The sequence below is a fragment of the Streptomyces sp. NPDC047022 genome (genome assembly GCF_040644155.1).
GTDB lineage: Bacteria > Actinomycetota > Actinomycetes > Streptomycetales > Streptomycetaceae > Streptomyces.
On record NZ_JBEYVV010000052.1, the window covers coordinates 1 to 26,807 of the forward strand.

25 protein-coding genes, 1 tRNA gene, 2 pseudogenes and 1 riboswitch are annotated in these 26,807 nt (G+C 71.6%); of the genes and pseudogenes, 18 read left to right on the forward strand and 10 right to left on the reverse strand.

The features are described from left to right. The 5 genes and pseudogenes from ABZ845_RS30230 to ABZ845_RS30250 all read left to right on the forward strand — a co-directional run. Window positions 1–129: pseudogene (locus tag ABZ845_RS30230) on the forward strand (4-hydroxy-3-methylbut-2-en-1-yl diphosphate synthase); the annotation flags it as partial. Window positions 130–157: 28 nt separating this feature from the next. Further along, window positions 158–2,053, forward strand: coding sequence for a 1-deoxy-D-xylulose-5-phosphate synthase (gene dxs / locus ABZ845_RS30235; RefSeq protein ID WP_360986120.1), 1,896 nt, complete (start codon window positions 158–160; stop codon window positions 2,051–2,053). Continuing rightward, window positions 2,050–3,447: an aspartate aminotransferase family protein gene (locus ABZ845_RS30240; RefSeq protein WP_360986123.1), complete on the forward strand. Its 1,398-nt coding sequence runs from the start codon at window positions 2,050–2,052 to the stop codon at window positions 3,445–3,447. Before dxs ends, ABZ845_RS30240 begins: the two co-directional genes overlap by 4 nt. 80 nt (window positions 3,448–3,527) lie before the next feature. Further along, window positions 3,528–4,139 (forward strand): XRE family transcriptional regulator, encoded by a 612-nt coding sequence (locus ABZ845_RS30245; RefSeq protein WP_360986126.1) that lies wholly within the window; start codon window positions 3,528–3,530, stop codon window positions 4,137–4,139. A 35-nt stretch (window positions 4,140–4,174) separates the two neighbouring features. Next, window positions 4,175–4,285 (forward strand): DUF6126 family protein, encoded by a 111-nt coding sequence (locus ABZ845_RS30250; RefSeq protein WP_360986180.1) that lies wholly within the window; start codon window positions 4,175–4,177, stop codon window positions 4,283–4,285. Between the two features lie 46 nt (window positions 4,286–4,331). Here ABZ845_RS30250 and ABZ845_RS30255 read toward each other — a convergent pair whose 3' ends face one another. Next, window positions 4,332–5,129, reverse strand: coding sequence for a tyrosine-protein phosphatase (locus tag ABZ845_RS30255; RefSeq protein WP_360986128.1), 798 nt, complete (start codon window positions 5,127–5,129; stop codon window positions 4,332–4,334). A 249-nt stretch (window positions 5,130–5,378) separates the two neighbouring features. On the opposite strand from ABZ845_RS30255, the gene ABZ845_RS30260 reads away from it, so the two are divergent. Next, window positions 5,379–6,164 carry an SGNH/GDSL hydrolase family protein gene (locus ABZ845_RS30260; RefSeq protein ID WP_360986183.1) on the forward strand — a complete coding sequence of 262 codons (786 nt, stop codon included), beginning with the start codon at window positions 5,379–5,381 and terminating at the stop codon, window positions 6,162–6,164. An 80-nt stretch (window positions 6,165–6,244) separates the two neighbouring features. On the opposite strand, the gene ABZ845_RS30265 is transcribed toward ABZ845_RS30260, so the two are convergent. Continuing rightward, window positions 6,245–6,823, reverse strand: coding sequence for a TetR/AcrR family transcriptional regulator (locus ABZ845_RS30265; RefSeq protein WP_360986186.1), 579 nt, complete (start codon window positions 6,821–6,823; stop codon window positions 6,245–6,247). A gap of 57 nt (window positions 6,824–6,880) precedes the next feature. Next, the gene (locus ABZ845_RS30270; protein ID WP_360986131.1) at window positions 6,881–8,071 is read right to left on the reverse strand and encodes a Glu/Leu/Phe/Val dehydrogenase dimerization domain-containing protein; all 1,191 of its coding nucleotides are present in this window, start codon (window positions 8,069–8,071) and stop codon (window positions 6,881–6,883) included. 162 nt (window positions 8,072–8,233) lie between these two features. On the opposite strand from ABZ845_RS30270, the gene ABZ845_RS30275 reads away from it, so the two are divergent. The 10 genes from ABZ845_RS30275 (at window position 8,234) to ABZ845_RS30320 (ending at window position 17,904) form a co-directional block, all read left to right on the forward strand. After that, window positions 8,234–9,427 (forward strand): MBL fold metallo-hydrolase, encoded by a 1,194-nt coding sequence (locus tag ABZ845_RS30275; protein WP_360986134.1) that lies wholly within the window; start codon window positions 8,234–8,236, stop codon window positions 9,425–9,427. 679 nt (window positions 9,428–10,106) lie between these two features. Beyond that, complete coding sequence (locus ABZ845_RS30280) at window positions 10,107–12,182, forward strand: ATP-binding protein (protein WP_360986137.1); 2,076 nt, start codon at window positions 10,107–10,109, stop codon at window positions 12,180–12,182. A 56-nt stretch (window positions 12,183–12,238) separates the two neighbouring features. Continuing rightward, entirely contained in the window at window positions 12,239–12,673 is a 435-nt protein-coding gene (locus ABZ845_RS30285; RefSeq protein WP_360986140.1) for a roadblock/LC7 domain-containing protein, read from the forward strand. Window positions 12,674–12,738: 65 nt separating this feature from the next. Next, the gene (locus ABZ845_RS30290; RefSeq protein WP_360986143.1) at window positions 12,739–13,338 is read left to right on the forward strand and encodes an ATP/GTP-binding protein; all 600 of its coding nucleotides are present in this window, start codon (window positions 12,739–12,741) and stop codon (window positions 13,336–13,338) included. Then, window positions 13,335–13,901 (forward strand): GAF domain-containing protein, encoded by a 567-nt coding sequence (locus tag ABZ845_RS30295; RefSeq protein WP_360986146.1) that lies wholly within the window; start codon window positions 13,335–13,337, stop codon window positions 13,899–13,901. Before ABZ845_RS30290 ends, ABZ845_RS30295 begins: the two co-directional genes overlap by 4 nt. A gap of 225 nt (window positions 13,902–14,126) precedes the next feature. Beyond that, window positions 14,127–15,155: an L-threonine 3-dehydrogenase gene (tdh, locus tag ABZ845_RS30300; RefSeq protein WP_360986149.1), complete on the forward strand. Its 1,029-nt coding sequence runs from the start codon at window positions 14,127–14,129 to the stop codon at window positions 15,153–15,155. Between the two features lie 33 nt (window positions 15,156–15,188). Then, the gene (locus ABZ845_RS30305; RefSeq protein ID WP_360986152.1) at window positions 15,189–16,388 is read left to right on the forward strand and encodes a glycine C-acetyltransferase; all 1,200 of its coding nucleotides are present in this window, start codon (window positions 15,189–15,191) and stop codon (window positions 16,386–16,388) included. A 31-nt stretch (window positions 16,389–16,419) separates the two neighbouring features. Next, a complete protein-coding gene (locus ABZ845_RS30310; RefSeq protein WP_360986155.1) occupies window positions 16,420–17,325 on the forward strand; it encodes a LysR family transcriptional regulator in 906 nt (301 codons plus the stop codon). Between the two features lie 41 nt (window positions 17,326–17,366). Continuing rightward, window positions 17,367–17,738 (forward strand): MmcQ/YjbR family DNA-binding protein, encoded by a 372-nt coding sequence (locus tag ABZ845_RS30315; protein ID WP_360986158.1) that lies wholly within the window; start codon window positions 17,367–17,369, stop codon window positions 17,736–17,738. Window positions 17,739–17,830: 92 nt separating this feature from the next. Beyond that, window positions 17,831–17,904 (forward strand) — tRNA-Pro (locus ABZ845_RS30320). Between the two features lie 206 nt (window positions 17,905–18,110). Here ABZ845_RS30320 and ABZ845_RS30325 read toward each other — a convergent pair. The 6 genes from ABZ845_RS30325 to ABZ845_RS30350 all read right to left on the reverse strand — a co-directional run bounded on the left by ABZ845_RS30325 (window position 18,111) and on the right by ABZ845_RS30350 (window position 24,471). Continuing rightward, the gene (locus ABZ845_RS30325; RefSeq protein WP_360986161.1) at window positions 18,111–18,794 is read right to left on the reverse strand and encodes a hypothetical protein; all 684 of its coding nucleotides are present in this window, start codon (window positions 18,792–18,794) and stop codon (window positions 18,111–18,113) included. Between the two features lie 115 nt (window positions 18,795–18,909). Continuing rightward, complete coding sequence (gndA, locus tag ABZ845_RS30330; protein ID WP_360986164.1) at window positions 18,910–20,349, reverse strand: NADP-dependent phosphogluconate dehydrogenase; 1,440 nt, start codon at window positions 20,347–20,349, stop codon at window positions 18,910–18,912. A gap of 164 nt (window positions 20,350–20,513) precedes the next feature. Next, complete coding sequence (locus ABZ845_RS30335; RefSeq protein WP_360986189.1) at window positions 20,514–21,770, reverse strand: arsenic transporter; 1,257 nt, start codon at window positions 21,768–21,770, stop codon at window positions 20,514–20,516. 104 nt (window positions 21,771–21,874) lie between these two features. Then, window positions 21,875–22,672 carry a bifunctional hydroxymethylpyrimidine kinase/phosphomethylpyrimidine kinase gene (gene thiD, locus ABZ845_RS30340; RefSeq protein WP_360986167.1) on the reverse strand — a complete coding sequence of 266 codons (798 nt, stop codon included), beginning with the start codon at window positions 22,670–22,672 and terminating at the stop codon, window positions 21,875–21,877. Beyond that, the gene (locus ABZ845_RS30345) at window positions 22,669–24,087 is read right to left on the reverse strand and encodes a cytosine permease (protein ID WP_360986170.1); all 1,419 of its coding nucleotides are present in this window, start codon (window positions 24,085–24,087) and stop codon (window positions 22,669–22,671) included. Before ABZ845_RS30345 ends, thiD begins: the two co-directional genes overlap by 4 nt. Continuing rightward, window positions 24,079–24,171: riboswitch (TPP riboswitch) on the reverse strand. It overlaps the preceding gene by 9 nt. Window positions 24,172–24,213: 42 nt before the next feature. After that, a complete protein-coding gene (locus tag ABZ845_RS30350; RefSeq protein WP_360986172.1) occupies window positions 24,214–24,471 on the reverse strand; it encodes a WhiB family transcriptional regulator in 258 nt (85 codons plus the stop codon). Window positions 24,472–24,623: 152 nt separating this feature from the next. On the opposite strand from ABZ845_RS30350, the gene ABZ845_RS30355 reads away from it, so the two are divergent. Both ABZ845_RS30355 and ABZ845_RS30360 read left to right on the forward strand, forming a co-directional pair. Further along, window positions 24,624–25,811 carry a thiolase family protein gene (locus ABZ845_RS30355; protein WP_360986175.1) on the forward strand — a complete coding sequence of 396 codons (1,188 nt, stop codon included), beginning with the start codon at window positions 24,624–24,626 and terminating at the stop codon, window positions 25,809–25,811. Window positions 25,812–25,858: 47 nt separating this feature from the next. After that, window positions 25,859–26,602, forward strand: coding sequence for a cobalt-precorrin-6A reductase (locus ABZ845_RS30360; RefSeq protein ID WP_360986178.1), 744 nt, complete (start codon window positions 25,859–25,861; stop codon window positions 26,600–26,602). Between the two features lie 57 nt (window positions 26,603–26,659). Here the strand turns inward: ABZ845_RS30360 and ABZ845_RS30365 are convergent. Next, a pseudogene (locus tag ABZ845_RS30365) lies at window positions 26,660–26,807 on the reverse strand (IS982 family transposase); the annotation flags it as partial.

The window sequence follows — 26,807 nt, forward strand, 5'->3', positions numbered from 1 at the left end:
GGCGAGGTCATCAAGACGGTGCCCGAGTCGAAGATCGTGGAGACCCTCATCGAGGAGGCGATGAAGATCGCCGAACAGATGGAGAAGGACGGCGTCGGGTCAGGAGAGCCCGCCGTCACCGTGAGCTGAACAGCACGGATCGAGAGGGGGCCCGAGCGTGACGATTCTGGAGAGCATCAGGGGACCACGTGACCTGAAGGCGCTGTCCGGGGCGGAACTGAGGCAACTGGCCGAGGAGATCAGGGAGTTCCTGGTCCAGGCGGTCGCGAGGACGGGCGGTCACCTGGGGCCCAATCTGGGGGTGGTGGAACTGTCCATCGCGCTCCACCGGGCCTTCGAGTCACCGGTCGACCGCATCCTGTGGGACACAGGCCATCAGAGCTATGTGCACAAGCTCCTGACGGGACGTCAGGATTTTTCCAAGCTGCGCGGCAAGGGGGGCCTGTCCGGCTATCCGTCCCGTGAGGAGTCCGAGCACGACATCATCGAGAACAGCCACGCCTCCACCGCGCTCGGCTGGGCCGACGGGCTCGCCAAGGCCCGCCAGGTGCAGGGGGAGAGGGGGCATGTCGTCGCGGTCATCGGCGACGGTGCCCTCACCGGCGGCATGGCCTGGGAGGCGCTCAACAACATCGCCGCCGCCAAGGACCGCCCGCTGATCATCGTCGTCAACGACAACGAACGCTCCTACGCGCCGACCATAGGCGGCCTCGCCAACCACCTGGCCACCCTGCGTACCACCGACGGCTACGAGAAGGTCCTCGCCTGGGGGAAGCAGGTGCTCCAGCGGACCCCCGTCGTCGGCACCACCGTCTACGAGGCGCTGCACGGCGCGAAGAAGGGGTTCAAGGACGCGTTCGCACCGCAGGGGCTGTTCGAGGATCTGGGCCTGAAGTACGTCGGCCCCATCGACGGTCATGACGTCCGGGCCGTCGAGTCGGCGCTGCGCCGCGCGAAGCGCTTCCACGGTCCGGTCCTCATCCACTGCCTCACGGAGAAGGGCCGCGGCTACGAGCCCGCGCTCGCCCATGAGGAGGACCACTTCCACACCGTCGGCGTGATGGACCCGCTCACCTGCGAGCCGCTCGCCCCCTCGGGCGGCCCCTCGTGGACCTCGGTGTTCGGGGACGAGATCGCCCGCATCGGCGAGGAGCGCGAGGACGTCGTGGCGATCACGGCGGCCATGCTGCACCCCGTGGGGCTGGCCAGGTTCGCGGAGCGGTTCCCCGACCGGGTGTGGGACGTCGGGATCGCCGAGCAGCACGCGACCGTCTCCGCGGCGGGTCTCGCGACCGGGGGACTGCACCCCGTTGTCGCCGTCTACGCCACCTTCCTCAACCGCGCGTTCGACCAGCTGCTCATGGACGTCGCCCTGCACCGCTGCGGGGTCACCTTCGTGCTGGACCGGGCCGGGGTCACGGGCGTGGACGGTCCCTCGCACAACGGCATGTGGGACATGTCTGTCCTCCAGGTGGTCCCGGGTCTGAGGATCGCCGCACCGCGCGACGCCGACCAGCTGCGGGCCCAGCTGCGGGAAGCGGTCGCGGTGGACGACGCGCCGACCCTGATCCGCTTCCCGAAGGCGTCCGTGGGCCCGGCGCTCCCGGCGGTGGACCGCGTGGGCGGCCTTGACGTGCTGCACCGCGCGCAGCGACCCGAGGTGCTGCTGGTCGCCGTCGGCGTCATGGCCCCTGTCTGCCTCCAGGCGGCGGAGCTGCTTCAGTCGCGCGGCATCGGATGCACGGTCGTCGACCCGCGCTGGGTCAAGCCCGTCGACCCCGCGCTGCCGCCTCTGGCGGCCGAGCACCGGCTGGTCGCGGTCGTGGAGGACAACAGCAGGTCCGCCGGCGTCGGTTCCGCGGTCGCGCTGGCGCTGGGCGACGCCGATGTCGACGTGCCCGTACGGCGGTTCGGGATCCCGGAGCAGTTCCTCGCACACGCCAAGCGGGACGAGGTGCTCGCCGATATCGGGCTGACGCCCGTCGAGGTCGCGGGGCGGATCGGCGCGTGCCTGGCCGCCAAGGACGAGCTGTCCAAGGAGAACACGGAATGACCATCCCCTCCGGGAACCGGGAGTTCGACCTCGCCGCGCTCCTGGCCGAGCGCGGTGCCGAACGCTACGAGCTGCACGCCAGATACCTCAACCACCAGCTCCCGCGCATGCTGCACACCATCGGCTTCGACAAGGTCTACGAGCGGGCCGAGGGCGCGCACTTCTGGGACGCGGACGGCAACGACTACCTGGACATGCTCGCCGGGTTCGGGGTGATGGGCCTGGGCCGCCACCACCCCGTCGTACGGCGGGCGCTGCACGACGTGCTGGACGCCCAGCTCGCCGACCTCACCCGCTTCGACTGCCAGCCGCTGCCCGGACTGCTGGCGGAGAAGCTGCTGACCCACAGCCCGCACCTGGACCGGGTCTTCTTCGGCAACAGCGGCACGGAGGCGGTCGAGACCGCTTTGAAGTTCGCCCGGTACGCCACCGGGAAGCCCCGCGTCCTGTACTGCGAGCACGCCTTCCACGGCCTGACCACCGGCTCGCTCTCGGTCAACGGCGAACGCGGCTTCCGCGACGGCTTCGCCCCGCTGCTGCCGGACACGGCGGTACCGCTCGGCGACCTCGACGCCCTGGCCCGCGAACTGAGGAAGGGGGACGTGGCGGCCCTTGTGGTCGAGCCCATCCAGGGCAAGGGCGTCCACGAGGCGCCGCCCGGGTATCTGCTCGCCGCCCAGGAGCTGCTCCACCGGCACAAGGCCCTGCTGATCGCGGACGAGGTGCAGACCGGCCTCGGCCGCACCGGGGACTTCTACGCCTACCAGCACGAGAGCGGTGTGGAGCCGGACCTGGTGTGCGTGGCAAAGGCCCTCTCAGGCGGCTATGTGCCCGTCGGGGCCACCCTCGGCAAGGAGTGGATCTTCAAGAAGGTCTACTCCTCCATGGATCGCGTGCTCGTGCACTCCGCGAGCTTCGGGTCCAACGCCCAGGCGATGGCGGCCGGGCTCGCCGTCCTGTCCGTGATGGAGAACGAGCAGACCGTCGCGAACGTCCGCACCGTCGGGGAGCAGCTGAAATCCCGCCTCGCGGCGCTCGTCGACAAGTACGAGCTGATCGGCGCCGTACGCGGCCGGGGCCTGATGATCGGTATCGAGTTCGGCAGGCCCAGCTCGCTGAAGCTGCGCGGCCGGTGGACCATGCTCCAGACGGCCCGCAAGGGCCTTTTCGCCCAGATGGTCGTCGTCCCGCTGCTGCAACGCCACCGCATCCTCACCCAGGTCTCCGGCGACCATCTGGAGGTCATCAAACTGATCCCGCCCCTGATCCTCACCCCCGCGGACGTGGACCGCTTCCTCGAAGCCTTCACGGCGGTGATGGACGACGCCCACGGCGGCGGGCTGATGTGGGATTTCGGCAAGACCTTGATCAAACAGGCGGTCTCGAACCGCTAGCGGAAAACCGGGTACCGGCTCGGCTTGCCTCTCAGGCAATAGATTTGCCGTAGAGGCAAGCCTGCGGCTGAATAGAGGGCATGAGCTCTCCAGAGACCGAGCCCGGTGAGAACCTCACCGCCGTCGCCCCGCAGCTACGCACCCTGCGCCGCCGAGCCTCGCTCACCCTGGAGGCTGCGGCCCGCGCCGCCGGACTCTCCCCCGCGCACCTGTCGCGGCTGGAGACCGGTCAGCGCCAGCCCTCGCTGCCGATGCTGCTCGCGCTCGCCCGTATCTACGGTACGACGGTATCCGAACTTCTCGGCGAGACCGTGGCCGACCGGGACGCGATCGTCCGCGCCAGCGAGATGGAGCCGACCCGTGCGGGCGGCTGGACGTACTGGCAGGCCGGCGCGCCGGCCCGCGGTATGCAGGCCCTCCGCGTCCATGTCCCGTACGGCACCCAGGGCGACATCGTCCGCGTCCACCCCGGCGAGGAGTGGCTGTATGTCATCACCGGCCGACTCCTGCTGCGTCTCGGCGACGCCGCCCATGTGCTCGGGCCGGGAGACAGCGCGCACTTCGACTCGCTGACCCCGCACCGCCTCGCTGCCGCCGATCAGGACGGCACCGACCTGCTGTTCGTCCACACCCTGTTGCAGAGCCCGACCGCCACGCTCTGCCTCGGCCCCACCCCAGGAGAAACGCCATGACCGAGCAACCGGAGACCGGCCCCCAGCGCAGGGTGATGGAGGAGAAGTTCCCCCGCGCCCTGTGGGTCCGCCTGATCATCTACATCGCCGCGGGCCACCTCTTCGCCGCCTTCATCTACCTGCTGTTCTCGGTGGGCGCGAAGTAGGAGCCCCCGGCCCCGCAGCCGGGAGCGGAAGCGCGAGCCGGACCGCTCAGTCCAGCAGCCGCTCGCGCAGCCGCTCCCGCAGCTCAGGAGTGAGCCCGAGGCCCTCCGAGAGATAGGCGTCGACACCGCCCCAGGTCTCCTCGATGGTCTCGAACGCCGCATCGAGATACTCGGCGCGCGCGTCGAAGAGCGGGCTCAGCAGTTCCATCACCTCGGGGGAGTACGCGTCGCCCGACGAGCCGCCCCGGTGCACCCGGTAGCGGCGGTGCCTGGCGTTGGACTCCAGGTAGTCCGCGAGGATGGCCTCCCGCTCCACCCCGAGGGCCAGGAGCGTCACCGCGATCGACAGACCGGCGCGGTCCTTGCCCGCGGCGCAGTGCATCAGCGCGGGCACGCTGTCCTCGGTCAGCGCCCTCAGCACCTGGGAGTGCTCGGCTGTGCGCTGCTTGATGATCGAGCGGTACGAGGCGATCATGCGGTTCGCTGCCTTGCCGTCGTCCAGCAGCGCACGCAGCTGCTCCAGATCGCCGTCGCGGACCATCTTCCAGAACTCGGCGCCGTCCGCCGGGTCGGACAGCGGAAGATTGACGTTGCGTACGCCCGGCAGCTCGACGTCCGGCCCTTCCAGCTTCTGGTCCGCCGCGTTGCGGAAGTCGAAGACAGTGTGGAGTCCGAGGGAGGAGAGGAAGGCCGCGTCCTTCTCCGTCGCGTGCGCGAGGTGGCCGCTGCGGAAGAGCACTCCGTGCCGCACCCGCCTCCCGTCCACGGTGGGCAGACCCCCGACGTCACGGAAGTTGCGCACCCCGGCCAGCTCCGGCTCGGTAGACGGGACCTGCTGCGTCACGAGGGCTCCTCCCATCCGTCCGCCGGCGCTGCTCGCCGACGGGCCGCGGTCCGACGATACGACACACGTCCATCGGGCAGTCATCCGAGGGCTCAACAGCGCTGATCAGGGGGTTATTCCAGATCGGGCCGCATTCGGCCAGTGGTCTATCTCACCGTCCGTCAACCCCCTATTACGGTCGCGTAGCTCACATCGGAAGGGGAATGATGGTCCGACGTGGCAGACGATTCGAAGAATGACAGCAGATCAGTGATCGGGTCGTACGTGGCGGTGGGGGACAGCTTCACCGAGGGCGTCGGCGATCCCGGCCCCGACGGACGGTTCGTCGGCTGGGCCGACCGGTTCGCGGTACTCCTGGCCGACCGACGGCCCGAGGGCGACTTCTCGTACACGAACCTCGCCGTACGCGGCAAACTCCTCGACCAGATCGTGGCGGACCAGCTCCCCAAGGCTCTCGAACTCGCCCCGGACCTTGTGTCCTTCTGCGCGGGCGGCAACGACATCATCCGGCCCGGCACCGACCCCGACGAGGTGGCCGAGCGCTTCGAGCGCGCCGTCGCCGAGCTCACCTCCGCCGTCGGCACCGTCATGGTGACGACCGGCTTCGACACCCGCGGCGTCCCGGTGTTCAAGCACCTTCGCGGAAAGATCGCCACGTACAACGGCCATGTCCGGGCGATCGCCGACCGCTACGGCTGCCCGGTCCTCGACCTGTGGTCGCTCAAGTCCGTCCAGGACCGGCGCGCCTGGGACGAGGACCGGCTCCACCTGTCACCCGAGGGACACACGCGAGTCGCCCTGCGGGCGGGCCAGGTGCTCGGCTACGAGGTCCCGGCCGAACCGGACCAGCCGTGGCCGCCGCTGCCGCCGCGCGGCACACTCGAAGTGCGGCGCGACGACATCCACTGGGCGCGGGAGCACCTGGTTCCGTGGATCGGGCGCCGGCTGCGCGGCGAGTCCTCCGGTGACAGCGTCGTCGCCAAGGGGGCTCTGTCGCCGGACGACATCAAGATGCGGATCACGCAAGCGGTCTGATCCACCGGACCGTCCCACCGGGCACGGCCCGGGCCATGCGCCCGGGCAGCTCGGCCCTTCAGGGCCCGACGCGCAGGACGTCAGATCCTGGACGCGGTCAACGCCGAGCGCTCCAGACCGAGTTCGCGGGCGAGCGCCTCGTCCACCCACTCCCGTGCCCGTGCCCGCGACACCGTGCCCTCGTACGCCGTCATCTGCACGGCGAGCCCGTCGAGCAGCGCCGTCAGCCGCAGCGCGGTGCCCGCCGGGTCGGGGCAGCGGAACTCACCCGCGGCGATGCCCTCCGCCAGCACCTCGGTGATCGCGGCCTTCCACTGCCGGTCGAGGTCCCGGGCGACCTCCCGCAGCGCGGGCTCGCGCAGCGCCGCCGCCCAGCCTTCGATCCACAGCCGCCAGCCCTTGGCCTGCCCGGTCGGCGCGTACCAGCGCACCGCGCTCCGCAGCCGGCGCAGCGCCGTCGTGCGGCGGGAGAGCAGCCGCCGCAGACGCGCCAGATCGTCCTCGGCGGCGTACGCGAACGCCGCCGACACCAGCTGTTCCTTCGTCGAGAAGTGATACAGCACCAGCGCGTTGCTCACTCCGAGCTCCGCGGCCACATCGGCGATCCGCACCGCCGCCACGCCCCGCGCCTCGATCTGCCCGACGGCGGCCCGCAGCATGTCCTCTCGTCGCTGGGCCACGCTCAACCGCACCCTTGTCACGGCGCACACCCTACGTCACCGGTACCAGCCGAACCGCTCGGCGATCACCGGCAGGCGCTCCGCCACCACCGCGTGCGCGGCCGTCCGCGGACTCGTCCCTTCGGCGTCCGAGCGGTCCAGCACCAGGTCCACCAGCGCCCGCATGGAGCGCCGTGTGTACGCGAACGCCTCGTCCGCGTCGGCCCCGATGTCGCCGAACAGGGTCCACCACCACCAGGCGTTCGTACTGGAGTTGACGACCACGTCCGGCAGTACGGTCACCCCGCGTGCGGCGAGCAGTGCCTCGGCGGCGGGGAGCACCGGCATGTTGGCGGCCTCCACGATCCACCGGGCCCGTATCCGCGCCTGGTTGGCCGTGTCGACCGCGTACGAGACCGCCGCCGGCACCAGCACCTCGGCCTCGGCCGCGAGCCAGGCGTCGCCCGGCAGCGCGCGGTCGCCGGGGCCCAGCGCGCGTCGGTCGACGGTCCCGTGGGTGTCGCGCGCGGCGAGCAGCCGCTCGACGTCGAGGCCGTCCGGGTTGGCGATGGTGCCCTCGACATCGGCGACCGCGACGACCGGGAGCCCGGCGCGGGCCAGGAAGCGCGCCGTGGCCCCACCCATGGTGCCCAGCCCCTGCACGGCGACGCGAGTCCCCGTATATGGCACCCGGGCCCGGTCCAGGGCCGTCAGCACGGCCTCGGCGACGCCGCACCCGCCGACCAGCGCGTCCAGGCCGATCCCGTCCACCTCCACGGTGAACGCGTCCGCGAGCCGCTTGCGGGCCGCCGTCTCGTCCTCGAGGAGCGGGTACACGGCCTGCACGGACGAGACCAGTCCCGCCTCGGCCGCCGCCCGGTCGACCATGTCCTGGGTCAGCCCCAGGTCCTCACCGGTGGTCCAGACGGTCTCGATGTACGGCCTCATGGCGCGCAGGTAGCGCACGAGGACGCCATAAGCCTCGGGAGCCCGCGGATCGCAGTCGATGCCGCCCTTGGCGCCGCCCAGCGGGACGTAGCGGGCCCCGGGGTCGTAGTGCAGCGCCTCCTTCATGGTCATGCCGCGCGCAAGCCCGGCCACCTCGTCCGGCGTGCAGCCGGGCCGCATCCGCAGTCCGCCGCTGGCGACACCCCTCACCAGCCGGTCGACCACGAGATAGCCTCGCCGGCCGGTGAGGTGATCGGTCCAGGCGAGCGTGAGGAGGGGGGCGTCAAGATCGGAGGTCATGGGCACACTGTACTGAACAGTCAGTCAGTTGTTTCCCAGGCCAGGTGTCCGATTGCCGCGGGCCGCGTGCCCGCCCGGTGACCGCCCTGACACCCCGTGCGTCCGACGCGGTCACAGACGCCACTCATAATGGAAGACCTGACCGATTCCACTGGAGGTCCCGTGACCGGTTCCCGTTCCCTGAGCTCCGGGCTCCGCGCGCTACGGCCCCTCGCCTTCGGCGCGGATCCGAGTGGGGAGCGCCTGGCCCGTATCCGCAGATCGCCGCATTTCGCGGACGGCGCCTTCGTGAATCCGGAAGGCACCCGCACCCGCCCCTCCGGCGGCTCCGCGCTGGAGCTCGCGAAGGTGTTCTTCCGCAAGGAGTCCCGGGTCCGCCGCGCGCCCTCCGGCACCCTGCCGGTGCATCCGACCACCTACGCCGACCTGGCCCGGCCCCCGGCCGACGGGCTGCGGCTGACCTGGATGGGGCACTCCAGCGTGCTCGCCGAGATCGACGGGCACCGGGTCCTGTTCGACCCGGTCTGGGGAGAGCGCTGCTCCCCGTTCGACTTCGTCGGCCCCAAGCGGCTGCATCCGGTGCCCCTGCCGCTCGCCGCGCTCGGCCCGGTCGATGTCGTGGTCATCTCCCACGACCACTACGACCACCTCGACCTGCCCACCATCAAGGCCCTGGCCGGTAGCGACACCGTGTTCGCGATACCCCTCGGCGTGGGCGCCCATCTGGAGCGCTGGGGCGTCTCGCCGCACCGGCTGCGCGAGCTGGACTGGCACGAGTCGACGAAGATCGGCGGCATCACCCTCACGGCGACCCCGGCGCGCCATTTCTGCGGACGCGCCCTGCGCAACGCTCAGCACACGCTGTGGGCGTCGTGGTCGGTGGCCGGCGACGCCCACCGCATCTACCACAGCGGCGACACCGGCTATTTCGAGGGCTTCAAGGACATCGGCGCGGAGCACGGCCCGTTCGACGCCACGATGATCCAGATCGGGGCCTATTCCGAGTACTGGCCCGACATCCACATGACTCCCGAAGAGGGCATGCGCGCCCACCTCGACCTTCAGGGCGGCCGGCCGCAGGGCGTGATGCTGCCGATCCACTGGGCGACCTTCAACCTCGCGCCCCACGCCTGGGCGGAGCCCGGTGAGTGGACGAAGGACGCGGCTGAGGAAGCCGGGCAGAAGGTGGCCCTTCCGCGGCCCGGGCAGCCCTTCGAGCCCGCGGGGGAGCTTCCCGTGGATCCGTGGTGGCGCGCGGTCTCCCACCCGATCGAGACGCCCTGGCGTCCCTCGAGGGCGCGGCGTGCGGCAGTGGAGCCGGCACGCGTCAGTGAAGGCGACCTGGTGACCGACTGACGGCCGAGGACGGGTCTTTCACGGTCCGGCCTCTTGCGTGGTGCGGCCCCGGAGGCGGGCACGATGCTCTCCGGGGCCGCGCTGCCGCCCGCTCCTGGCCCCCCAAGGACCAGAGGGCGGGGCTGAGGCCCGGGAAGGAGGCGAGAGGACCCGTGCCTCACATCCCATGGTGCTCCGGTGAATGCCGCTCGGGGACGCTCCGACCGTCAAGGAGCCGTGAAGGCTCACCGTGAGGCGAGCGGAAGCGTCGGCACAGCGGGTGACGTTCCCGTAGACGGCGCCGTCGGCTGCGGGGAGCCGGAGGCGAGCCCCGGAGGGTGATCTTCCGGTCGGATCCCGGGCGATGGCGAGGGTCGAGGAGCACAGAGCTCCTCGGCCCTCGCTTTTGTTTCAGACCGCTTCCGACCAGGTCTGATCAATTGGTTGGGGTATGGGAGCGCGTTGACGGCGCAGTTATCGGTCTGTCGTACGACGCGTCATACCAGAGCGGGAAGCTCTCCGTAGGACTTTGTCAACAGCCCACCACGCACACCTCAACGGCAACTACTCTGAGTGGCCGTCGGGCGACGCAGGGCCGATCACCTGGGCCCTCCCGACCGGCGTCGTCATGGCGCATGCCCGAGTCGCGTCACATCCGCGGGAGCCCCACGCCCCCGACGCACCGAGTACGAGGACGCCGATGTCTGACCTTCGCGCACCGGCCGCACGCGCAGACCGCCGAGAGGGCGGGCGGCACGGGCGACCGGTCGCCCGCACAGCCCCCTCACCGCAGGACACCCCGATCCGGCCCCAGTTGCGGCGCCTGGCGATCCTGCCGCCGATCGCGGTGGCCCTCAGTGCCTGCGCGGCCGTGCTCTTCACCGTCCGCTCCACCGGCGCACGCCCCTCCCTCACGCTCTGGGCCGTGCTCGCGGGAGCCCTGGCGGTGACCCTCGCGGGCATCGTGATCGCCGCGGTGGCCGCCGAACGCGCCTCCAGGTCCGTCTCCGACCGGCTGGAGGTCCTGCGCCGCACCAGCGCCCGCGGCGAGGCCGAACTGCGAGCCCTGGTCGAGGCCCTGCGCAAGGGCGAGACGCCCCCCGCACGCAGGCCGCGCGGCAAACCCGCCGCGGACGCCGACGACTTCGAACTGCTCGCCGCCGAGCTGACGCGCGCCCAGGACCGCGCCGCCGCCGCGGTCGTCCAGGCCGCACAGTTCTCCGGCAACACCGGCAGCGAACAGAAGCTCGAGGTCTTCCTGAACCTGGCGCGGCGCCTGCAGTCCCTGGTGCACCGGGAGATCACGATCCTCGACGAGCTGGAGAACGAGATCGAGGACCCCGACCTCCTCAAGGGCCTCTTCCACATCGACCACCTGGCCACCCGCGTCCGGCGCCACGCGGAGAACCTCGCCGTGCTCGGCGGCGCCGTCACCCGTCGTCAGTGGAGCAGCCCGGTACCCATGACCGAGGTGCTGCGCTCGGCGATCGCCGAGGTCGAGCAGTACGCGCGGGTCAAGCTGGTGCCGCCGGTCGAAGGCAGCCTGCGCGGCCACGCCGTCGCCGACGTCATCCATCTGCTGGCCGAACTCGTCGAGAACGCCACGGTGTTCTCTTCACCGCACACCCAGGTCCTGCTGCGCGCTGACGTCGTCACCTCGGGGATGGCCATCGAGGTCGAGGACCGCGGGCTCGGCATGCCCCCGGCGGAGCAGAGCGGGATGAACGCCCTGCTCGACGATCCCGACCAGGTCGACGTCGGCAGTCTGCTGGCAGACGGCCGCATCGGCCTCTACGTCGTCTCGCAGCTCGCCCGCCGACACGGCATCCATGTGCGGCTGCAGAACAACATCTACGGCGGTGTGCAGGCGGTACTCGTGCTGCCGCAGGCACTCCTCGGACCGGCCGAGGACACGGGGCCCCTACCGCTGACGCCCCCACAGGTCACCGGTCCGGCCACCGGATCCACGGCGGAGCCGTTCACGACCCCGGTCGCAAGGCCCGCGCCGGAGCCGTTCACGAACCCCGCCCCGCCCCCGGCGGCCGGACCACTCCCGGGGCCCGGTGCCGCGGACCTGGGGAACGCCGCCCCGGGAGGGTCCCACACCCGGGTTCCGCCACCGAGGGACACCTGGTCCGCACGGCCGTCCCCCGAAGCCTCCGAGCACGCCGGGCCGCCCCCCGGACCCCGGCAGCCCGCGCACGACCAAGGCGGGACCGGACACGGCCGCAACCCGCTGCCCGTACGCGGCGCCGGCATCCCGCGGCCCAACCCGGCCGAGGCCGTGCCCGGCATCCGGCCGGAGGACCGGGCAGCGGCCGAGCAGAACGCGGGCAGGCCACCGACCCCGCTGACCGGCCCCGTCCGCGGAACCATGGGCAAGCCCGGGCTGCCCCGCCGCCGCGCCCAGGAACACCTCGCGCCGCAGCTGCGCGGCGGCCCCACGCAGCCCGCCCGCCATGACCCGGACCGGCATGTGAGCCATGACCCGGGCCTCATGGCCGCCTTCCAGCGAGGCGTCGGCCTCGCGGAGGGGCGGCAGCGACCGGAGACGCCCGGCCACGCCGGGCCCGGTCTTCCGACGGGGCCCGCACTTTCCGCGTACACAGGCGCGCCCCTGGACGCCGCCCACCTGGACACGGCGCTCCACGGCGGCACACCGGCCCCGACCTTCGGCGTACCGCCCGTGGACCCGGGCGCAGCCGGACCACACGCACCGCTCCTGCCCGAATACGACCCGACCGCCCGGCACGACGGGAGCGGACCGGCCGGATGACCACACCGACCCCCTCCGCCCCCGCCCACCCGCGTACCCCAAGGAGCCGATCCACCATGGCGAGCGAAGTGCCGACCGTCCATGTCTCCGACCTCGACTGGCTGATGAGCGGCCTCGTGCAGCGCGTGCCGCACACCACGAGCGCGGTCCTCCTGTCCTGCGACGGGCTGGTGAAGTCCGTCCACGGCCTCGACCCGGACAGCGCCGACCACATGGCCGCGCTGGCCTCCGGCCTCTACTCCCTGGGCCGCAGCGCGGGCATCCGGTTCGGGGACGGCGGGGATGTCCGGCAGATCGTCGTCGAACTCGACTCGTCCCTGCTGTTCGTCACCACGGCGGGATCCGGCACCTGCCTGGCCGTACTCGCCGGACGCGAGGCCGACGCGGCGGTCCTCGGCTATGAGATGGCGATGCTCGTCAAGAGCGTGCGGCCGTATCTGGTGACCCCGGCCCGCCGCGCCGCCGACGGGCCCGCGGCGACCCGGCCTTGACGCGGCCCTCGCCGGGGGACAGCCCCTGGCCGGACGTCAAAGGTCCCTACTGGAGGCAATGATCGATGGACTACGACGACAGCTCCGACCCCTTCCCCACCGCACTGAAGATCCTCGTGGCGGGAGGGTTCGGAGTAGGCAAGACGACCTTCGTGGGAGCGGTGAGCGAGATCGCTCCGCTGAGCACGGAGGAACTGCTCACCACCGCGGGTGCCACGACCGACAGTCTCGAGGGCATCGAGAACAAGGTCGAGACCACCGTGGCGATGGACTTCGGCCGCATCACCCTCGACCCGCAGCATGTCCTGTACCTGTTCGGGACGCCCGGGCAGGAGCGCTTCTGGTTCATGTGGGACGAACTGGCCGAGGGGGCGCTCGGTGCGGTGGTGCTCGCCGACACCCGCCGCCTGGAGGACTGCTTCGCCGCCGTCGACTTCTTCGAGCAGCGCGGCCTCGAATTCGTCGTCGCCATCAACGAGTTCGACGGATCGCACCGCTACGACGCCGAGGAGGTGCGGTCCGCCATCGACCTCGATCCGGAGATTCCCATCGTGTGCTGCGACGCACGGATCTCCAGCTCCGGGGTGCAGACCCTGCTCACTCTCGTCCGGCACCTTCTCGCGCACGCCCCGGCCCCGGCGCCGAGTCATGGAGCCCGCACATGACCGCGGGCCGACTGCTGCTGACCCCCGAGGACAAGGACGCCGCCGCCCGTGTCCGCAGGCTGCGCGGGCTCGGGCTCGGCGAGCGCGCGGAGCCTGAGCTGGACGCCTTCGCACAGCGGGTCGCCGCGCTCGCCGCCGTGCCCTGCGCGATGGTGAACTTCATCGATGGCCACCGGCAGTTCTTCGCGGGACTCCACCAGGTCGACGGCCGTCCGCTCCCCGCGCCCGCCCCCGACGGGGACGGCGAGGGCGCCGGACCTGTCCGCGAGCTGGGCCGCGAGTACGGTTTCTGCCCGCATGTGGTCGTCCGCCGCAAGGCGCTCGTCCTGGAGGACGTCCGCGACTACCCTCGCTTCGCCGGAAATCCGGCCGTCGACGAACTCGGCGTCCGCTCCTACCTCGGAGCCCCGCTCGTGGACCGCACGGGCATCGCCCTCGGCACGGTGTGCGCCATCGACGTGCAGCCGCGGCCCTGGGGCCGGGCAGGCCTGGAGACCATCAAGGAACTGGCCGCGGAGCTGGCCGAACTGCTCGGCCGACGGGAGAGCGGCGCCGTCCATTGACACGCCGGCTCTGACACCCGCCTGTGGGGGATGTGGCCCGTGTGCCTGGCGTGCCTGGTTGCGCTCGGTGTGACCGGTGTGTAGGAAAGCTGCGGCCGAGCTTAAGAAAACCTCGATGGACCGGGGCGCCGCCATACGGCAGATTTCTCAGTGATCTCACCTCACTCCCCGGTACGGGCTCTTTCGCATGCCCTGGCCCGGGATCTCACCCACAGGAGCCGCACCGTGAAGGCGCTGGTCAAGGACAAGGCGGAACCGGGGCTGTGGCTCACGGACGTGCCGGAGCCGGGGATCGGGCCCGGCGACGTACTGATCAAGGTCCTCAGGACCGGGATCTGCGGCACGGACCTGCACATCCGGTCCTGGGACGGCTGGGCGCAGCAGGCCGTGAGGACGCCGCTCGTGCTCGGCCACGAGTTCGTCGGCGAGGTGGTCGAAACCGGCCGCGACGTCACCGAGATCAGCGTGGGCGACCGGGTCAGCGGCGAGGGGCACCTCGTGTGCGGCAAGTGCCGCAACTGCCTGGCCGGGCGCCGCCATCTGTGCCGGGCGACGGTCGGGCTCGGCGTCGGGCGCGACGGCGCGTTCGCCGAGTACGTGGCGCTGCCCGCCTCGAACGTGTGGGTGCACCGGATCCCCGTCGACCTCGATGTCGCCGCGATCTTCGACCCGTTCGGCAACGCCGTCCACACGGCGCTGTCCTTCCCGCTGGTCGGCGAGGACGTCCTGATCACCGGGGCCGGCCCGATCGGTCTGATGGCCGCCTCCGTCGCCCGACACGCCGGCGCCCGCAATGTCGTGATCACCGACGTCAGCGAGGACCGCCTGGAGATCGCGCGCAAGATAGGGGCCAGCCTCGCGCTGAACGTCTCCGCCACCACGATCGCCGAGGGCCAGCGCGAACTCGGACTGCGCGAGGGCTTCGACATCGGCCTGGAGATGTCCGGGCGCCCGGAGGCGATGCGCGACATGATCGCCAACATGACGCACGGCGGCCGGATCGCCATGCTCGGACTGCCGTCCCAGGAGTTCCCGGTCGACTGGGCCCGGATCGTCACCTCGATGATCACCATCAAGGGCATCTACGGACGCGAGATGTTCGAGACGTGGTACGCGATGTCGGTCCTGCTGGAGGGCGGCCTCGACCTGGCGCCGGTGATCACCGGCCGGTACGGCTACCGCGACTTCGAGGCGGCGTTCGCCGACGCGGCCAGCGGCAAGGGCGGCAAGGTCATTCTCGACTGGACCGCGTGACTTCTTCCGGCGTAAGCACTTGAGGAGCTTTTGATGTTCGACTCCGTGCGCGACGATCTGCGCGCCACCCTCGACGAGATCCGTGCCGCCGGGCTGCACAAGCCCGAGCGCGTGATCGACTCTCCGCAGTCCGCGACCGTCAACGTCAGCGCGGGCGGGCGCCCGGGCGAGGTGCTCAACTTCTGCGCCAACAACTACCTCGGTCTCGCCGACCACCCCGAGGTGATCGCCGCCGCCCACACGGCGCTGGACCGCTGGGGCTACGGCATGGCGTCCGTGCGCTTCATCTGCGGTACGCAGGAGGTGCACAAGGAGCTGGAGGCGCGGCTCGCGGCGTTTCTCGGCCAGGAGGACACGATCCTTTACTCCTCCTGCTTCGACGCGAACGGCGGTGTCTTCGAGACCCTCCTCGGCGAGCAGGACGCGGTCATCTCCGACGCCCTCAACCACGCCTCGATCATCGACGGCATCCGCCTGTCCAAGGCCCGCCGCTTCCGCTACGCCAACCGCGACATGGCGGACCTGGAGCGACAGCTGAAGGAGGCGTCCGACGACGGCGCCCGCCGCAAGCTGATCGTCACCGACGGTGTCTTCTCCATGGACGGCTATCTGGCGCCGCTGTCCGAGATCTGCGACCTCGCCGACCGCTACGACGCCATGGTCATGGTCGACGACTCGCACGCGGTCGGCTTCGTCGGCCCCGGCGGACGCGGCACCCCGGAGCTGCACGGCGTCATGGACCGCGTCGACATCATCACGGGCACCCTGGGCAAGGCGCTCGGCGGAGCGTCCGGCGGCTATGTCGCCGCCCGCGCCGAGATCGTCGCCCTGCTGCGCCAGCGCTCGCGCCCGTACCTCTTCTCGAACACCCTCGCGCCGGTGATCGCGGCGGCCTCGCTGAAGGTGCTCGACCTGCTGGAGTCGGCGGGTGACCTGCGCGAGAAGCTCGCGGAGAACACCGCGCTGTTCCGGCGCCGTATGACCGAGGAGGGCTTCGACATCCTTCCCGGTGAGCACGCCATCGCCCCGGTCATGATCGGCGACGCGGCGAAGGCGGGGCGCATGGCCGAGCTGCTGCTGGAGCGCGGCGTGTACGTCATCGGCTTCTCCTACCCGGTGGTGCCCCAGGGGCAGGCCCGTATCCGGGTGCAGCTGTCCGCCGCCCACTCCACGGACGACGTCAACCGCGCGGTCGACGCGTTCGTAGCGGCGCGGGCCGAGCTGGAGGCCTGACCCGCCCGGATAAGTTGCGATAATCAGTCGCGTGATCGAAGCGCGGCGGCTCCACATCCTTCGTGCGGTGGCCGACCACCGTACGGTGACCGCTGCCGCCGCCGCGCTCTATCTCACCCCCTCCGCGGTGTCCCAGCAGCTGGCCGCGCTGGAGCAGGAGACCGGCCACAGGCTCGTCGAGCGCAGCGCCAAGGGCGTACGGCTGACCCCGGCGGGGGAGATCCTGCTGAGCCACACCAATGCCGTGCTCGCCCAGCTGGAGCGCGCCGAGGCCGAGCTCGCGGCGTACGGCGCGGGCTCGGCGGGCACGGTGACGCTCGCCTCCTTCGCCACCGGGATCGGCCTGGTCGTCGCGCCCGCGCTGGCCCGGCTCACCCGGACCGCGCCGGGCATCCGGATCCGCGTCCAGGACGCCGAGGGAGACGCGAGCCTGCCGATGCTCCTGGACCGGCAGGTCGATGTCGCGGTGGCCGTCGAATACCGGGGCGCGCCCGGCGCGGACGACCCCCGCCTGACGCACATCCCTCTCTACGCGGAGCCCTTCGACGCGGTGGTACCCGTCACCCATCGCCTGGCCGGCACGACCGAGATCCCGCTCGCCGAACTGGCCAGGGACCCGTGGATCGGCCAGTATCCCGGCAACCCCTGCCACGACGTCGTGGTCCTGGCCTGCGAGCATGCCGGTTTCCAGCCCCGGCTCGAGCACTCCTCGGACGACTTCCGCGCGGTCGTCGCGCTGGCCTCGGCCGATGCGGGCGTGGCCCTGGTGCCCCGCTCCGCCCTGCGGGGCATGGACCTCACCGGCGTGATCGTCCGCCCGGTGGACGGCGTCGCCCCCACACGCCGGGTCTTCGCCGCCGTGCGCCGTGGCGCGGAGGACCATCCGCTGATCCGCCCGGTGCTGGACGCGCTGGCGCAGGCCGCGGTCGAGGACTGAGGGACAGGCCGCTGTCGGTGGCATCGGCTACGGTGCCCTGCATGCCGGACGCCGAAGACGTACGCCGAATCGCCCTGTCCCTGCCGGACACGACGGAGAAGATCGCCTGGGGCATGCCCACGTTCCGGGTCGCAGGGAAGATGTTCGCCACGCTGCCCGAGGACGAGACGTCCGTGGCTGTGCGCTGCCCCAAGGAGGAGCGCGAGGAGCTGGTCCTGGCCGAACCCGGCAAGTTCTGGGTCGCCGGCCACGAGGCGCAGTTCGCGTGGATCCGGGTGCGCCTCTCGGCACTGGAGGACGAGGCCGAGCTGCGTGACATCCTCGCCGACTCCTGGCGCCAGGCGGCCCCGCCCCGGCTTCTGGACCACCACCCGGAGCTGGGCCTCGCGAACGGGGACGCGGGGCGCGCGTGAACGGTGCGTAATGGGTGCGCGACCACCGTGCGGAGTGCGGTATGGTTTCCATGCACGTTCGGCCCGGGGAAACCCCAGGTCAGACGGGGCAACGGGACGTGGCGCAGCTTGGTAGCGCACTTGACTGGGGGTCAAGGGGTCGCAGGTTCAAATCCTGTCGTCCCGACTGTGAAGTCGCTTGTGAGAGCGGGTGTCTGGGAAACCAGGTGCCCGCTCTTCCTGGTTTGTGGAGCGGATTTCCGGTCCCACCGTGCTCCCTGGGACTGACGAGGGCACACGGCCGTAGAAGCCTGCGGATGTGGCGCGCCGCCGGCACACTCCCTGCGGAGCGCGTCGGCGGCCTGCCGAAGAGAGCGGTCGCTGCATGCCGCGTCAGCGCATGATGTTGACCGCGCGGGCCACCACGAGTCCGACCGTGATGATGGAGACGGCCGACTGCATCAGCATCAGCAGCTTCGCCCACCGCGACATGGGCATCGTGTCGGTGGGGCTGAAGGCGGTGGCGTTGGTGTACGAGACATACAAGTAGTCGAAGAAGGCCGGTTCCCAGTCCCGGCTGACCAGCTCCTGCGCCTGCATCTGCGGGAAGAGGAAGTCGGGATGGGCGTGGTGGGCGTGTGCCCGCGCGACCGGGCCGCCGCGGTCGAACTCCCAGTACCACAGGGCGAAGACCGCGACATTGGTGCCCCAGATCCCGGCCGCCTCCAGCAGCAGTGGGCCCGCGTTGCTCCCCTCGTGCCCCTCCAGCAGGGAGGCGATGAGACGCGCCAGCGACCACGCGTTGCCCACGCTGGCGATCGCCGCGAGCACCAGGGACGCGATACGGAGCCTGACGGAGTCGCGGTTGATCCTGCCGGGATTGCTGAGCACCAGCACCAGGAGGAAGGCGCCCTCCAGGACGGGCAGCAGCCAGAACGGCGGGACGGCCAGCGCTCTGGGCTCCGCGAGCTGCGCGGCGATGATGAGCGCGATGACCGCGGCGACCTGCCAGCGGTGCTCACCGTCGGTGGGTCGCCGCCATGCGGGGACCCCGGCCATCTGTGGCGAGTCAGTCATGGGGATCAGTCTTGCTCGCCGATGATCGAAGCCGAACGCCGCCTCCCCGTAGCGTCCTGCTCCCGGCACGGCACCGGGCCGGGCCCCCGGCGACGGGAGCCCGGCCCTGCCGGGCTCAGGCCTCCGTCTCGGCGCGGTCGGCCGTCCCCCAGAGGGTGTGGAAGCTGCCCTCACGGTCGACGCGCCGGTAGGTGTGCGCGCCGAAGTAGTCCCGCTGGCCCTGGGTGAGAGCGGCCGGCAGGCGGTCGGCGCGCAGGGAGTCGTAGTACGACAGCGCCGCGGAGAACGCGGGCACCGGCACGCCCCGGCGGGCCGCCGTGGCGACCACCTCGCGCCAGGGCACCTGGGCGTCCGCGATCTCCGCCGCGAAACCGGCGTCGGACAGCAGGCTGACCAGCCCGGGATCGGCGGCATACGCGGCACGGATCCGGTCGAGGAACGCGGCGCGGATGATGCAGCCGCCGCGCCAGATCTTCGCCACGGCGCCGAGGTCGATCTCCCAGCCGAACTCCTCGGCGGCGTCGAGGATCATCTTCCAGCCCTGGTCGTACGCGATCACCTTCGACGCGTAAAGGGCCTGCTCCACCTGCGCCGTGAAGCGCGAGGCCTCGTACGAGGTGAGCTCCCACCGGGTTCCGCCGGGCAGCCCCCGGTACGCGGCGCGCAGCGCGTACTGGCCGGAGGCCGCGCGCGCGAAGGTGGCCTGGGCGATGGCGGTCACCGGGGAGCCGAGTTCGAGCGCGGTCTGCACGGTCCAGCGACCGGTGCCCTTCTGCCCGGCGGCGTCGGCCACGACGTCCACGAACGGCCGCCCGGTCGAGGCGTCCGCGTGCGCCAGCACCTCCGCCGTGATCTCGATCAGATACGAGTCCAGGCGCCCCTTGTTCCACTCGCGGAAGATCTCCGCGATCTCCGCGGGGGAGTAGCCGCCCACCTGGCGCAACAGGTCGTACGCCTCGCCGATCAGCTGCATATCGGCGTACTCGATGCCGTTGTGGACCATCTTCACGAAGTGGCCCGCGCCGTCCGTGCCGATGTGCGTGGCGCAGGGCTCGCCGTCGACCTTCGCGCTGATCTTCTCGAACATCGGGCCGAGTGCGGCATACGACTCAGGGGAACCGCCGGGCATGATGCTGGGCCCGTTCAGCGCGCCTTCCTCGCCGCCGGACACACCGGCGCCGACGAAGTGGAGACCGCGCTCGCGCAGCGACCGCTCACGGCGGCGGGTGTCCGCGAAGTGCGCGTTACCGCCGTCGATGATCATGTCGCCGGGCTCCAGGAGCGGCGCGAACTCCTCGATCACGGCATCCGTCGCGGCCCCCGCCTGCACCATGATCATCAGACGGCGGGGCCGCTCCAGCGCCGCCACGAACTCCTCCGCCGTCCCGGCTGCCACGAACATGCCCTCATGCCCGAACTCCTCGACCAGCGCCTTCGTCCTGGCCGGGGTCCGGTTGTGCACGGCGACGGTGTACCCGTGCCGCGCGAAGTTCCGGGCCAGGTTGCGGCCCATCACCGCGAGCCCCGTGACGCCGATCTGCGCGGTCGCCTGCATGCTGTGCTCCCTGGAGTACTAGGTCCGGATCCGTCGTGCCGTGTGTCGCACGGGGGTGCCGGATGTCGCTCGGCGCGGCTTGTACCGCTGTACCGATCAGGTACGGACGACGGGGCGGGAGTTGCTCAGCGAAGCGGGGGAGACCTTCGGGCCCGCCGGGGCCCTCAGGGCCCGACGGCGAGCAGCGAGACCCACAGCGCCGCCACCGCGGCCACCAGTGCCGCCGGGACGGCGATCGCTCCGAGCCGGGTGAACTCCCGGAGGTCCACGGTGTGTTCGTGCTGGTGCACGATGCGGCGCCACAGCAGCGTGGCCAGGGAACCGGCGTAGGTGAGGTTCGGGCCGATGTTCACGCCCAGCAGGACGGCGAGCACCGCTCCGGGGCCCGACGGGGCGGTCAGCGGAAGCAGCACCAGGACCGCGGGCAGGTTGTTGATCAGGTTGGCCAGCAGCGCCGCCAGGGCCGCGATGCCCAGCAGGGCGGGCAGCCCGGTCCCGCCGGGCACTACCCGACCGAGGGCGTCCGCGAGCCCGTTGTCGACCACCGCGCGCACCACGACGCCGAGTGCCGGCACGAAGGCCAGGAAGGACGGCGCCGCCGCGCGCACCACCGTCAGCGGCGTGGCCCGGCGTCGCACGAGCGCGCGTACGGCCACCGCGAGCGCCCCGCCGAGCGCCGACCACGCCGGGTCGATGCCGAGCGCGGAGGCGGCCAAGAAGCCGGCGAGCGTGCACGCCACCGTCACCAGGGCGAACACCGGGAGCCGCGGCGGTACGCCCGCTTCCCGGGCCGTGGCCCCGGCGTCGAGGTCATGGCGGAAGAAGCGCCGGAAGACCACGTACTCGGCGGCGACGGCCACGAGCCACGGCAGGGCCATCAGGGCGGCGAACCGTGTGAAGCTCAGCCCGGCCGCGCCGAACGCGAGCAGGTTGGTGAGATTGGAGACCGGCAGCAGCAGCGACGCCGTGTTCGACAGATGGGTGCAGGCGTACAGATGAGGCCGGGGACGGGCGCCCATCCGGGCCGCCGTGGCGAACACGACGGGCGTGAGCAGCACGACCGTGGCGTCCAGGCTGAGCACGGCGGTGATCACCGAGGCGAGCGCGAACACGGCGGTCAGCAGCCGCCGGGGACGCCCGCCCGCCCAGCGCGCCATCCACGCGCCGCACGCCCGGAACAGTCCTTCCAGATCGCAGAAGTGGGCCAGCACCAGGACCGCCGCGAGGAAGCCGACCACCGGCCCGAGCCGCGCGGCCTCGGCCCCTGCGTGGTCCGGTGAGATGGCGCCGGTCGCGATCGCGATCCCGGCGGCAGGCACCGCCCAGACCGCCTCCGGCAGCCCGAACGGGCGCACCACCGCCCCGGCCAGCACGGCGACGAGCAGAACGATGGAGAGGGCCTCGGCGAGCGGGGTGTTCAGGGGAGGGTCCTTCCGGATGTGCGGGTTCGGTGGTGCCCTCCATCACATCAGGTCGGGGTGCGCCGACACGCCCCGGGCACGCGCCCCGTGGCCGAGGGCCCTGCTCAGGTGCGGGCGCGCAGCTCCCAGCCATGGTCCACAGGCCCGATCCCGGCGCCCAGCGCGAAGCCCGCCGCGATGGCCCCCGTGACGTACTCCTTGGCCCGCCGGACCGCGTCAGGCACCGTGAGGCCCCACGCGAGTCCGACCGAGACGGCCGAGGCGAGGGTGCACCCCGTGCCATGGGTATGGCGGTTGTCGTGCCGCGTGGCGCGCAGCCAGTGCTCCTCGCGGCCGTCGGTCAGCAGGTCCACGGCGTCGCCGGACAGATGCCCGCCCTTGACGAGCACCCACCGGGGCCCGTACGACAGCAGCCGGCCGGCGGCGCGGCGCATGCCCACCTCGTCGGTGACCACGATGCCGGTCAGCTCCGCCACCTCGTCCAGGTTCGGCGTGGTGACGGTGGCTCGGGGCAGCAGCCGGGTGCGCACGGCGTCAAGCGCGTCGTCGGCGAGCAGCCGGTCCCCGTGCTTGGAGACGCTCACCGGATCCACGACGACCGGGACCCCGACGTCCGCGAGCAGCTCGGACACGGTGGTGACCAGCGCGGGAGAGGCGAGCATGCCGGTCTTCACCGCCTGGACGCCGATGTCGTCCACGACGCTGCGGTACTGGGCGCGCACCGCTTCCACGGGCAGTTCCCAGGCGCCCTGCACACCCACGGAGTTCTGCGCGGTCACGGCGGTGACCACGCTCATCCCGTGGGCGCCGAGCGCCAGCATGGTCTTGAGATCGGCCTGGATTCCTGCGCCGCCGCCGGAGTCGGACCCGGCGATCGTCAGGACGCGGGCCGGCACGGTCATGCGCTCGGTTCCTCTCGCTCGCTCTCCCGCTTCTCCTCTTGGACGCGCAGGGGGGCGTACACGGCGAGGGCCACCAGGAACGCCACGTAGTAGGAGACGTCGGCGCCGTGCAGCGCGTGGGCGACGGGACCTATGTACAGACCGGTGTCCATGAACGGCACCGCCACGGCGAAGGCGCCGGCGAACGCGAGCAGCGGGGGCCACGGTGAGCGGGGGCGGCTCGTCGCGGCGGCGAGGTCCGTCACGGCACCGCGCCGGACCAGCCAGTCCACGACCACGATGGCCACGAACCCGGGGATCCAGTAGCCCACGAACAGCAGCACGTTCTGGAACCGGGCGGTGGTGTCGGCCGCGTGCATCCACAGCACCAGCGGGAAGCCGAGCGCCGCGGCGAGGGCGGCGGCAGCGGGACGGGGCAGGCGGACGCCGACGGTCTGCAGGGCCAGGGAGCCGCTGTAGTCGTTCATGGCGTTGCTGCACAGCGCCGCCAGTGCCACGGCCAGCAGCCCGAGGGCGCCAGCAGCGCCACCGCCCAGCAGTTTGTCGACGCCCGCGGCTGTCTGGTCGGTGAGCACCGAGGCGCCCCACAGGCCGAGGGCCTGAACGGCGAGGAAGGACACCACGAGACCGAGCAGCGTGCACCAGAACATCCGGGAGCGGGAGGTGGTGCGGGGCAGATAGCGGCTGAAGTCGCTGGCGTAGGGGGCCCAGGACAGGGTGAGGCTGAGCGCGATGGTGCTGGTCAGCACGAACGCGCCCGCGCGGTCGGCGCCTTGTGCGCTGCCCGTCGCGGCGAGATGGGCGCCGGCCGGCATCCGCATGGCGATCAGCGCGAAGGCGGCGGCGAGCACGAAGGTCATGACGGTCTGCAGGCGGTGGATCGCCTCGTAGCCGAGGATCCCGAGGGCGCCCTGCCCCAGCATCATGACCAGCACCCCGAGCCAGAAGGGCCAGCCGCACAGCCGCGCAAGCGCGTCCCCGCCGAACAGACCGATCAGCGCGTCCCAGGCGACCGACGACAGCCACTGGAGCACTCCGGGCAGCGCAACCGCACGTCCGAAGGCGAGCCGGGCGAGCGGCAGCTGACCGGCGCCGGTGCGGCTGCCCCAGGTGCCGAGGTAGGCGGTGGGCACCGCGCCCACCACGGTGCCCAGGACGACGGCGGCGAGTGCGGTGGTGAAGTCCAGGCCGAGCGCGATACCGAGGGTTCCGGTGAACACACCGGTCATGGTCAGGTTCGGCGCGAACCACACGGTGAACAGCCGTCCCGCCCCGCCGTAGCGGTTGCTCTCGGGGACGGGTTCGATGCCGTGTCCCTCGACCCTGAGGTCACCGGGAGCCGTGGGCATCCGTCCGTCGAAGACGCCTCTGCGGCCGTCGGCGGGCAGCCCGCCGGAAACATGCGCCAATGGCATGGATGACATCCCTCCGCCAGTACGAACTGGTTCAGGTTCAACGGGTGTGATCTCAGCCCTCGCGGGGCACCCCGTGTCCGGTACGGCGGCAAGAGTAACCCGAGCCACCAGCGACGACGACAGCAGCTACGGTGCCCGCCGCCCCTGGGGGAGACTTCTGGCGGACCGGAGCAACCTCGCGCGCTCCCGCTCGTCGGTGCCGCCCCACACGCCCGCCGTCTGCTCGCTCCTGAGCGCCCATGTCAAGCACTCGACCATCACCGGGCAGCGGTGGCACACTCGCTTGGCCGCCGCGATCTCGGTGATGGCCGGGCCTGTGGAACCGACGGGGAAGAACAACTCGGGGTCCTCGTCCACACATGCCGCGTACCGCAACCACTCCATGCGCGCCCGGGTCCCCTGGACGCACGGGGTAAAACCCGGGGATCTTCCCAGGGAGGGCCCGGCGGTCTATAGTCCAAAACTAGCGGTGCTAATTATTGCGTCGTCCTCTTCGACTCATCGACTCGTCACCGAGTGCGCTCAGGAGTTCCATCGTGCGTACCGTCCATTTCGCGGCCGCCCGCCGCACCCCCATCGGCAAGCTGCGCGGCTCCCTGTCCACGGTACGGCCCGATGACCTCGCGGCGACCGTGATCCGGGGCCTCATGGCCGACGCGCCCGACCTCGACCCCGCCCGCGTCGACGACGTCTACTGGGGCGCGGCCAACCAGGCCGGCGAGGACAACCGCAACGTCGCCCGCATGGCCGCCCTCCTCGCCGGGCTGCCCGACTCGGTGCCGGGCGCCACGGTCAACCGGCTGTGCGCCTCCGGCCTGGAGGCGGTCACCATGGCCGCGCGCACCATCGCCGCCGGCGAAGCGGACGTCGTGCTCGCGGGAGGCTCGGAGTCCATGAGCCGCGCCCCCTTCGTCCTGCCCCGCCCCGACGAGGCCCTGCCGCACCGTATGGAGACCTTCGACACCCGCCTCGGCTGGCGGCTGGTCAACCCGGCCATGAAGGAACTCCACGGCCTGCTGCCCATGGGGGAGACCGCCGAAGAGGTCGCCGACCGGTACGGCGTCCCGCGCGAACGCCAGGACGACTTCGCGCTGCGCAGCCACCGGCGTGCAGCCGAAGCCCGTAAGAACGGCTTCTTCGACGCCGAACTCCTGCCGGTGACCCGCCCGGACGGTGTGGTCGTCACCGAGGACGAGTGCGTGCGCGAGGACACGTCGTACGAGAAACTCGCCCGCCTCAAGCCCGCGTTCCGCCAGGGCGGCACCGTCACCGCGGGCAACGCCTCACCCATGAACGACGGCGCGGCCGGACTGCTCCTCGTCAGCGAGGAGGCCCTGAACGATCTCGGTCTGGAATCCCTCGGCCGCTATGTCGCGGGCGCCTCGGCCGGAGTGCACCCGGACGTCATGGGCATCGGCCCCGTGCCCGCCACGCAGAAGGCCCTCGCCCGCGCCGGCTGGACCATCGGCGACGTCCAGGAGGCCGAGTTCAACGAGGCGTTCGCCGCCCAGGCCCTCGCCTGCGTCGACCGTCTCGGCATCGACCCCGACCTGGTCAACCCGACCGGCGGCGCCATCGCCCTCGGCCATCCCCTCGGCTGCTCGGGGGCACGCATCCTCACGACGCTGCTGCACCGGATGCGGCGCGGCGGGGCGGCACGCGGGCTCGCCACCATGTGTGTGGGAGTCGGCCAGGGGAGCGCGGTGCTGGTCGCCGGGAACTGAGGGACCGGCACCGCGAAACAGCACAACCCACCCGTACCCTCGACCCCATGCCCTCGCACGTCCTGATCCTCGGCGGCACCACCGAGGCACGCGAACTCGCCGCCGCGCTCGCCGCACGGCCCGGCGTCAGAGTGACCACGTCCCTGGCCGGGCGGGTGTCCCGGCCCGGAGCGCTCGACGGGGACGTACGGGTCGGGGGGTTCGGCGGGGCGGAGGGGCTGGCCGCCTGGCTGCGGGAGCACCGTGTGGACGCGCTGGTCGACGCCACGCACCCCTTCGCATCCGTCATCACGGACAACGCGGCCCGTGCCGCGGCGGCCACCGGGATCCCCGCGGTGGTGCTGCGCAGGCCAGGCTGGAGCGCGACGCCCGAAGACCGCTGGCACCCGGTGTCCTCGCTCTTCGAAGCCGCCGCGCTGCTGCCCTCACTCGGCCGCCGGGTGTTCCTCACCACGGGCCGCCTGGGCCTCGCGGCCTTCGCCCATCTGACGGACCTCCACTTCCTAGTACGGTCGGTGGAGCCGCCCGCGCCTCCGCTGCCGCCTCACACGGAGGTCCTTACGGCCCGGGGCCCGTTCGCGGTCGAGGACGAAACCACGCTGCTGCGCGAGCACCGCATCGACGTACTGGTGACCAAGGACAGCGGCGCAACAGCGACGGCGGCCAAGCTCACGGCAGCGCGAACCCTGAATCTCCCGGTCGTAGTCATGACCCGCCCACCCCTACCCGAGGGCATCCCCACAACCCCGGACGTAGCAGGAGCACTGTCCCTACTGAACCTAACCCCATGACGAACCCCGACAACCCCACAGCCGACGACGCACCTAGACGAGTCTGTCCAAATACGGTCAGTGATCGAAGGCGGTCAGTGAGCGGCTGACCGCCTGGCCGGTCTGGAAGTTGCCAGATTGCGGCTGCCAGCGCCAGCACGCGCTGAGCGACGCGCACGGCGACGCCCTCGTGGCTGCGTGCGCCGTGTTGTTCCAGGTCGAGTTG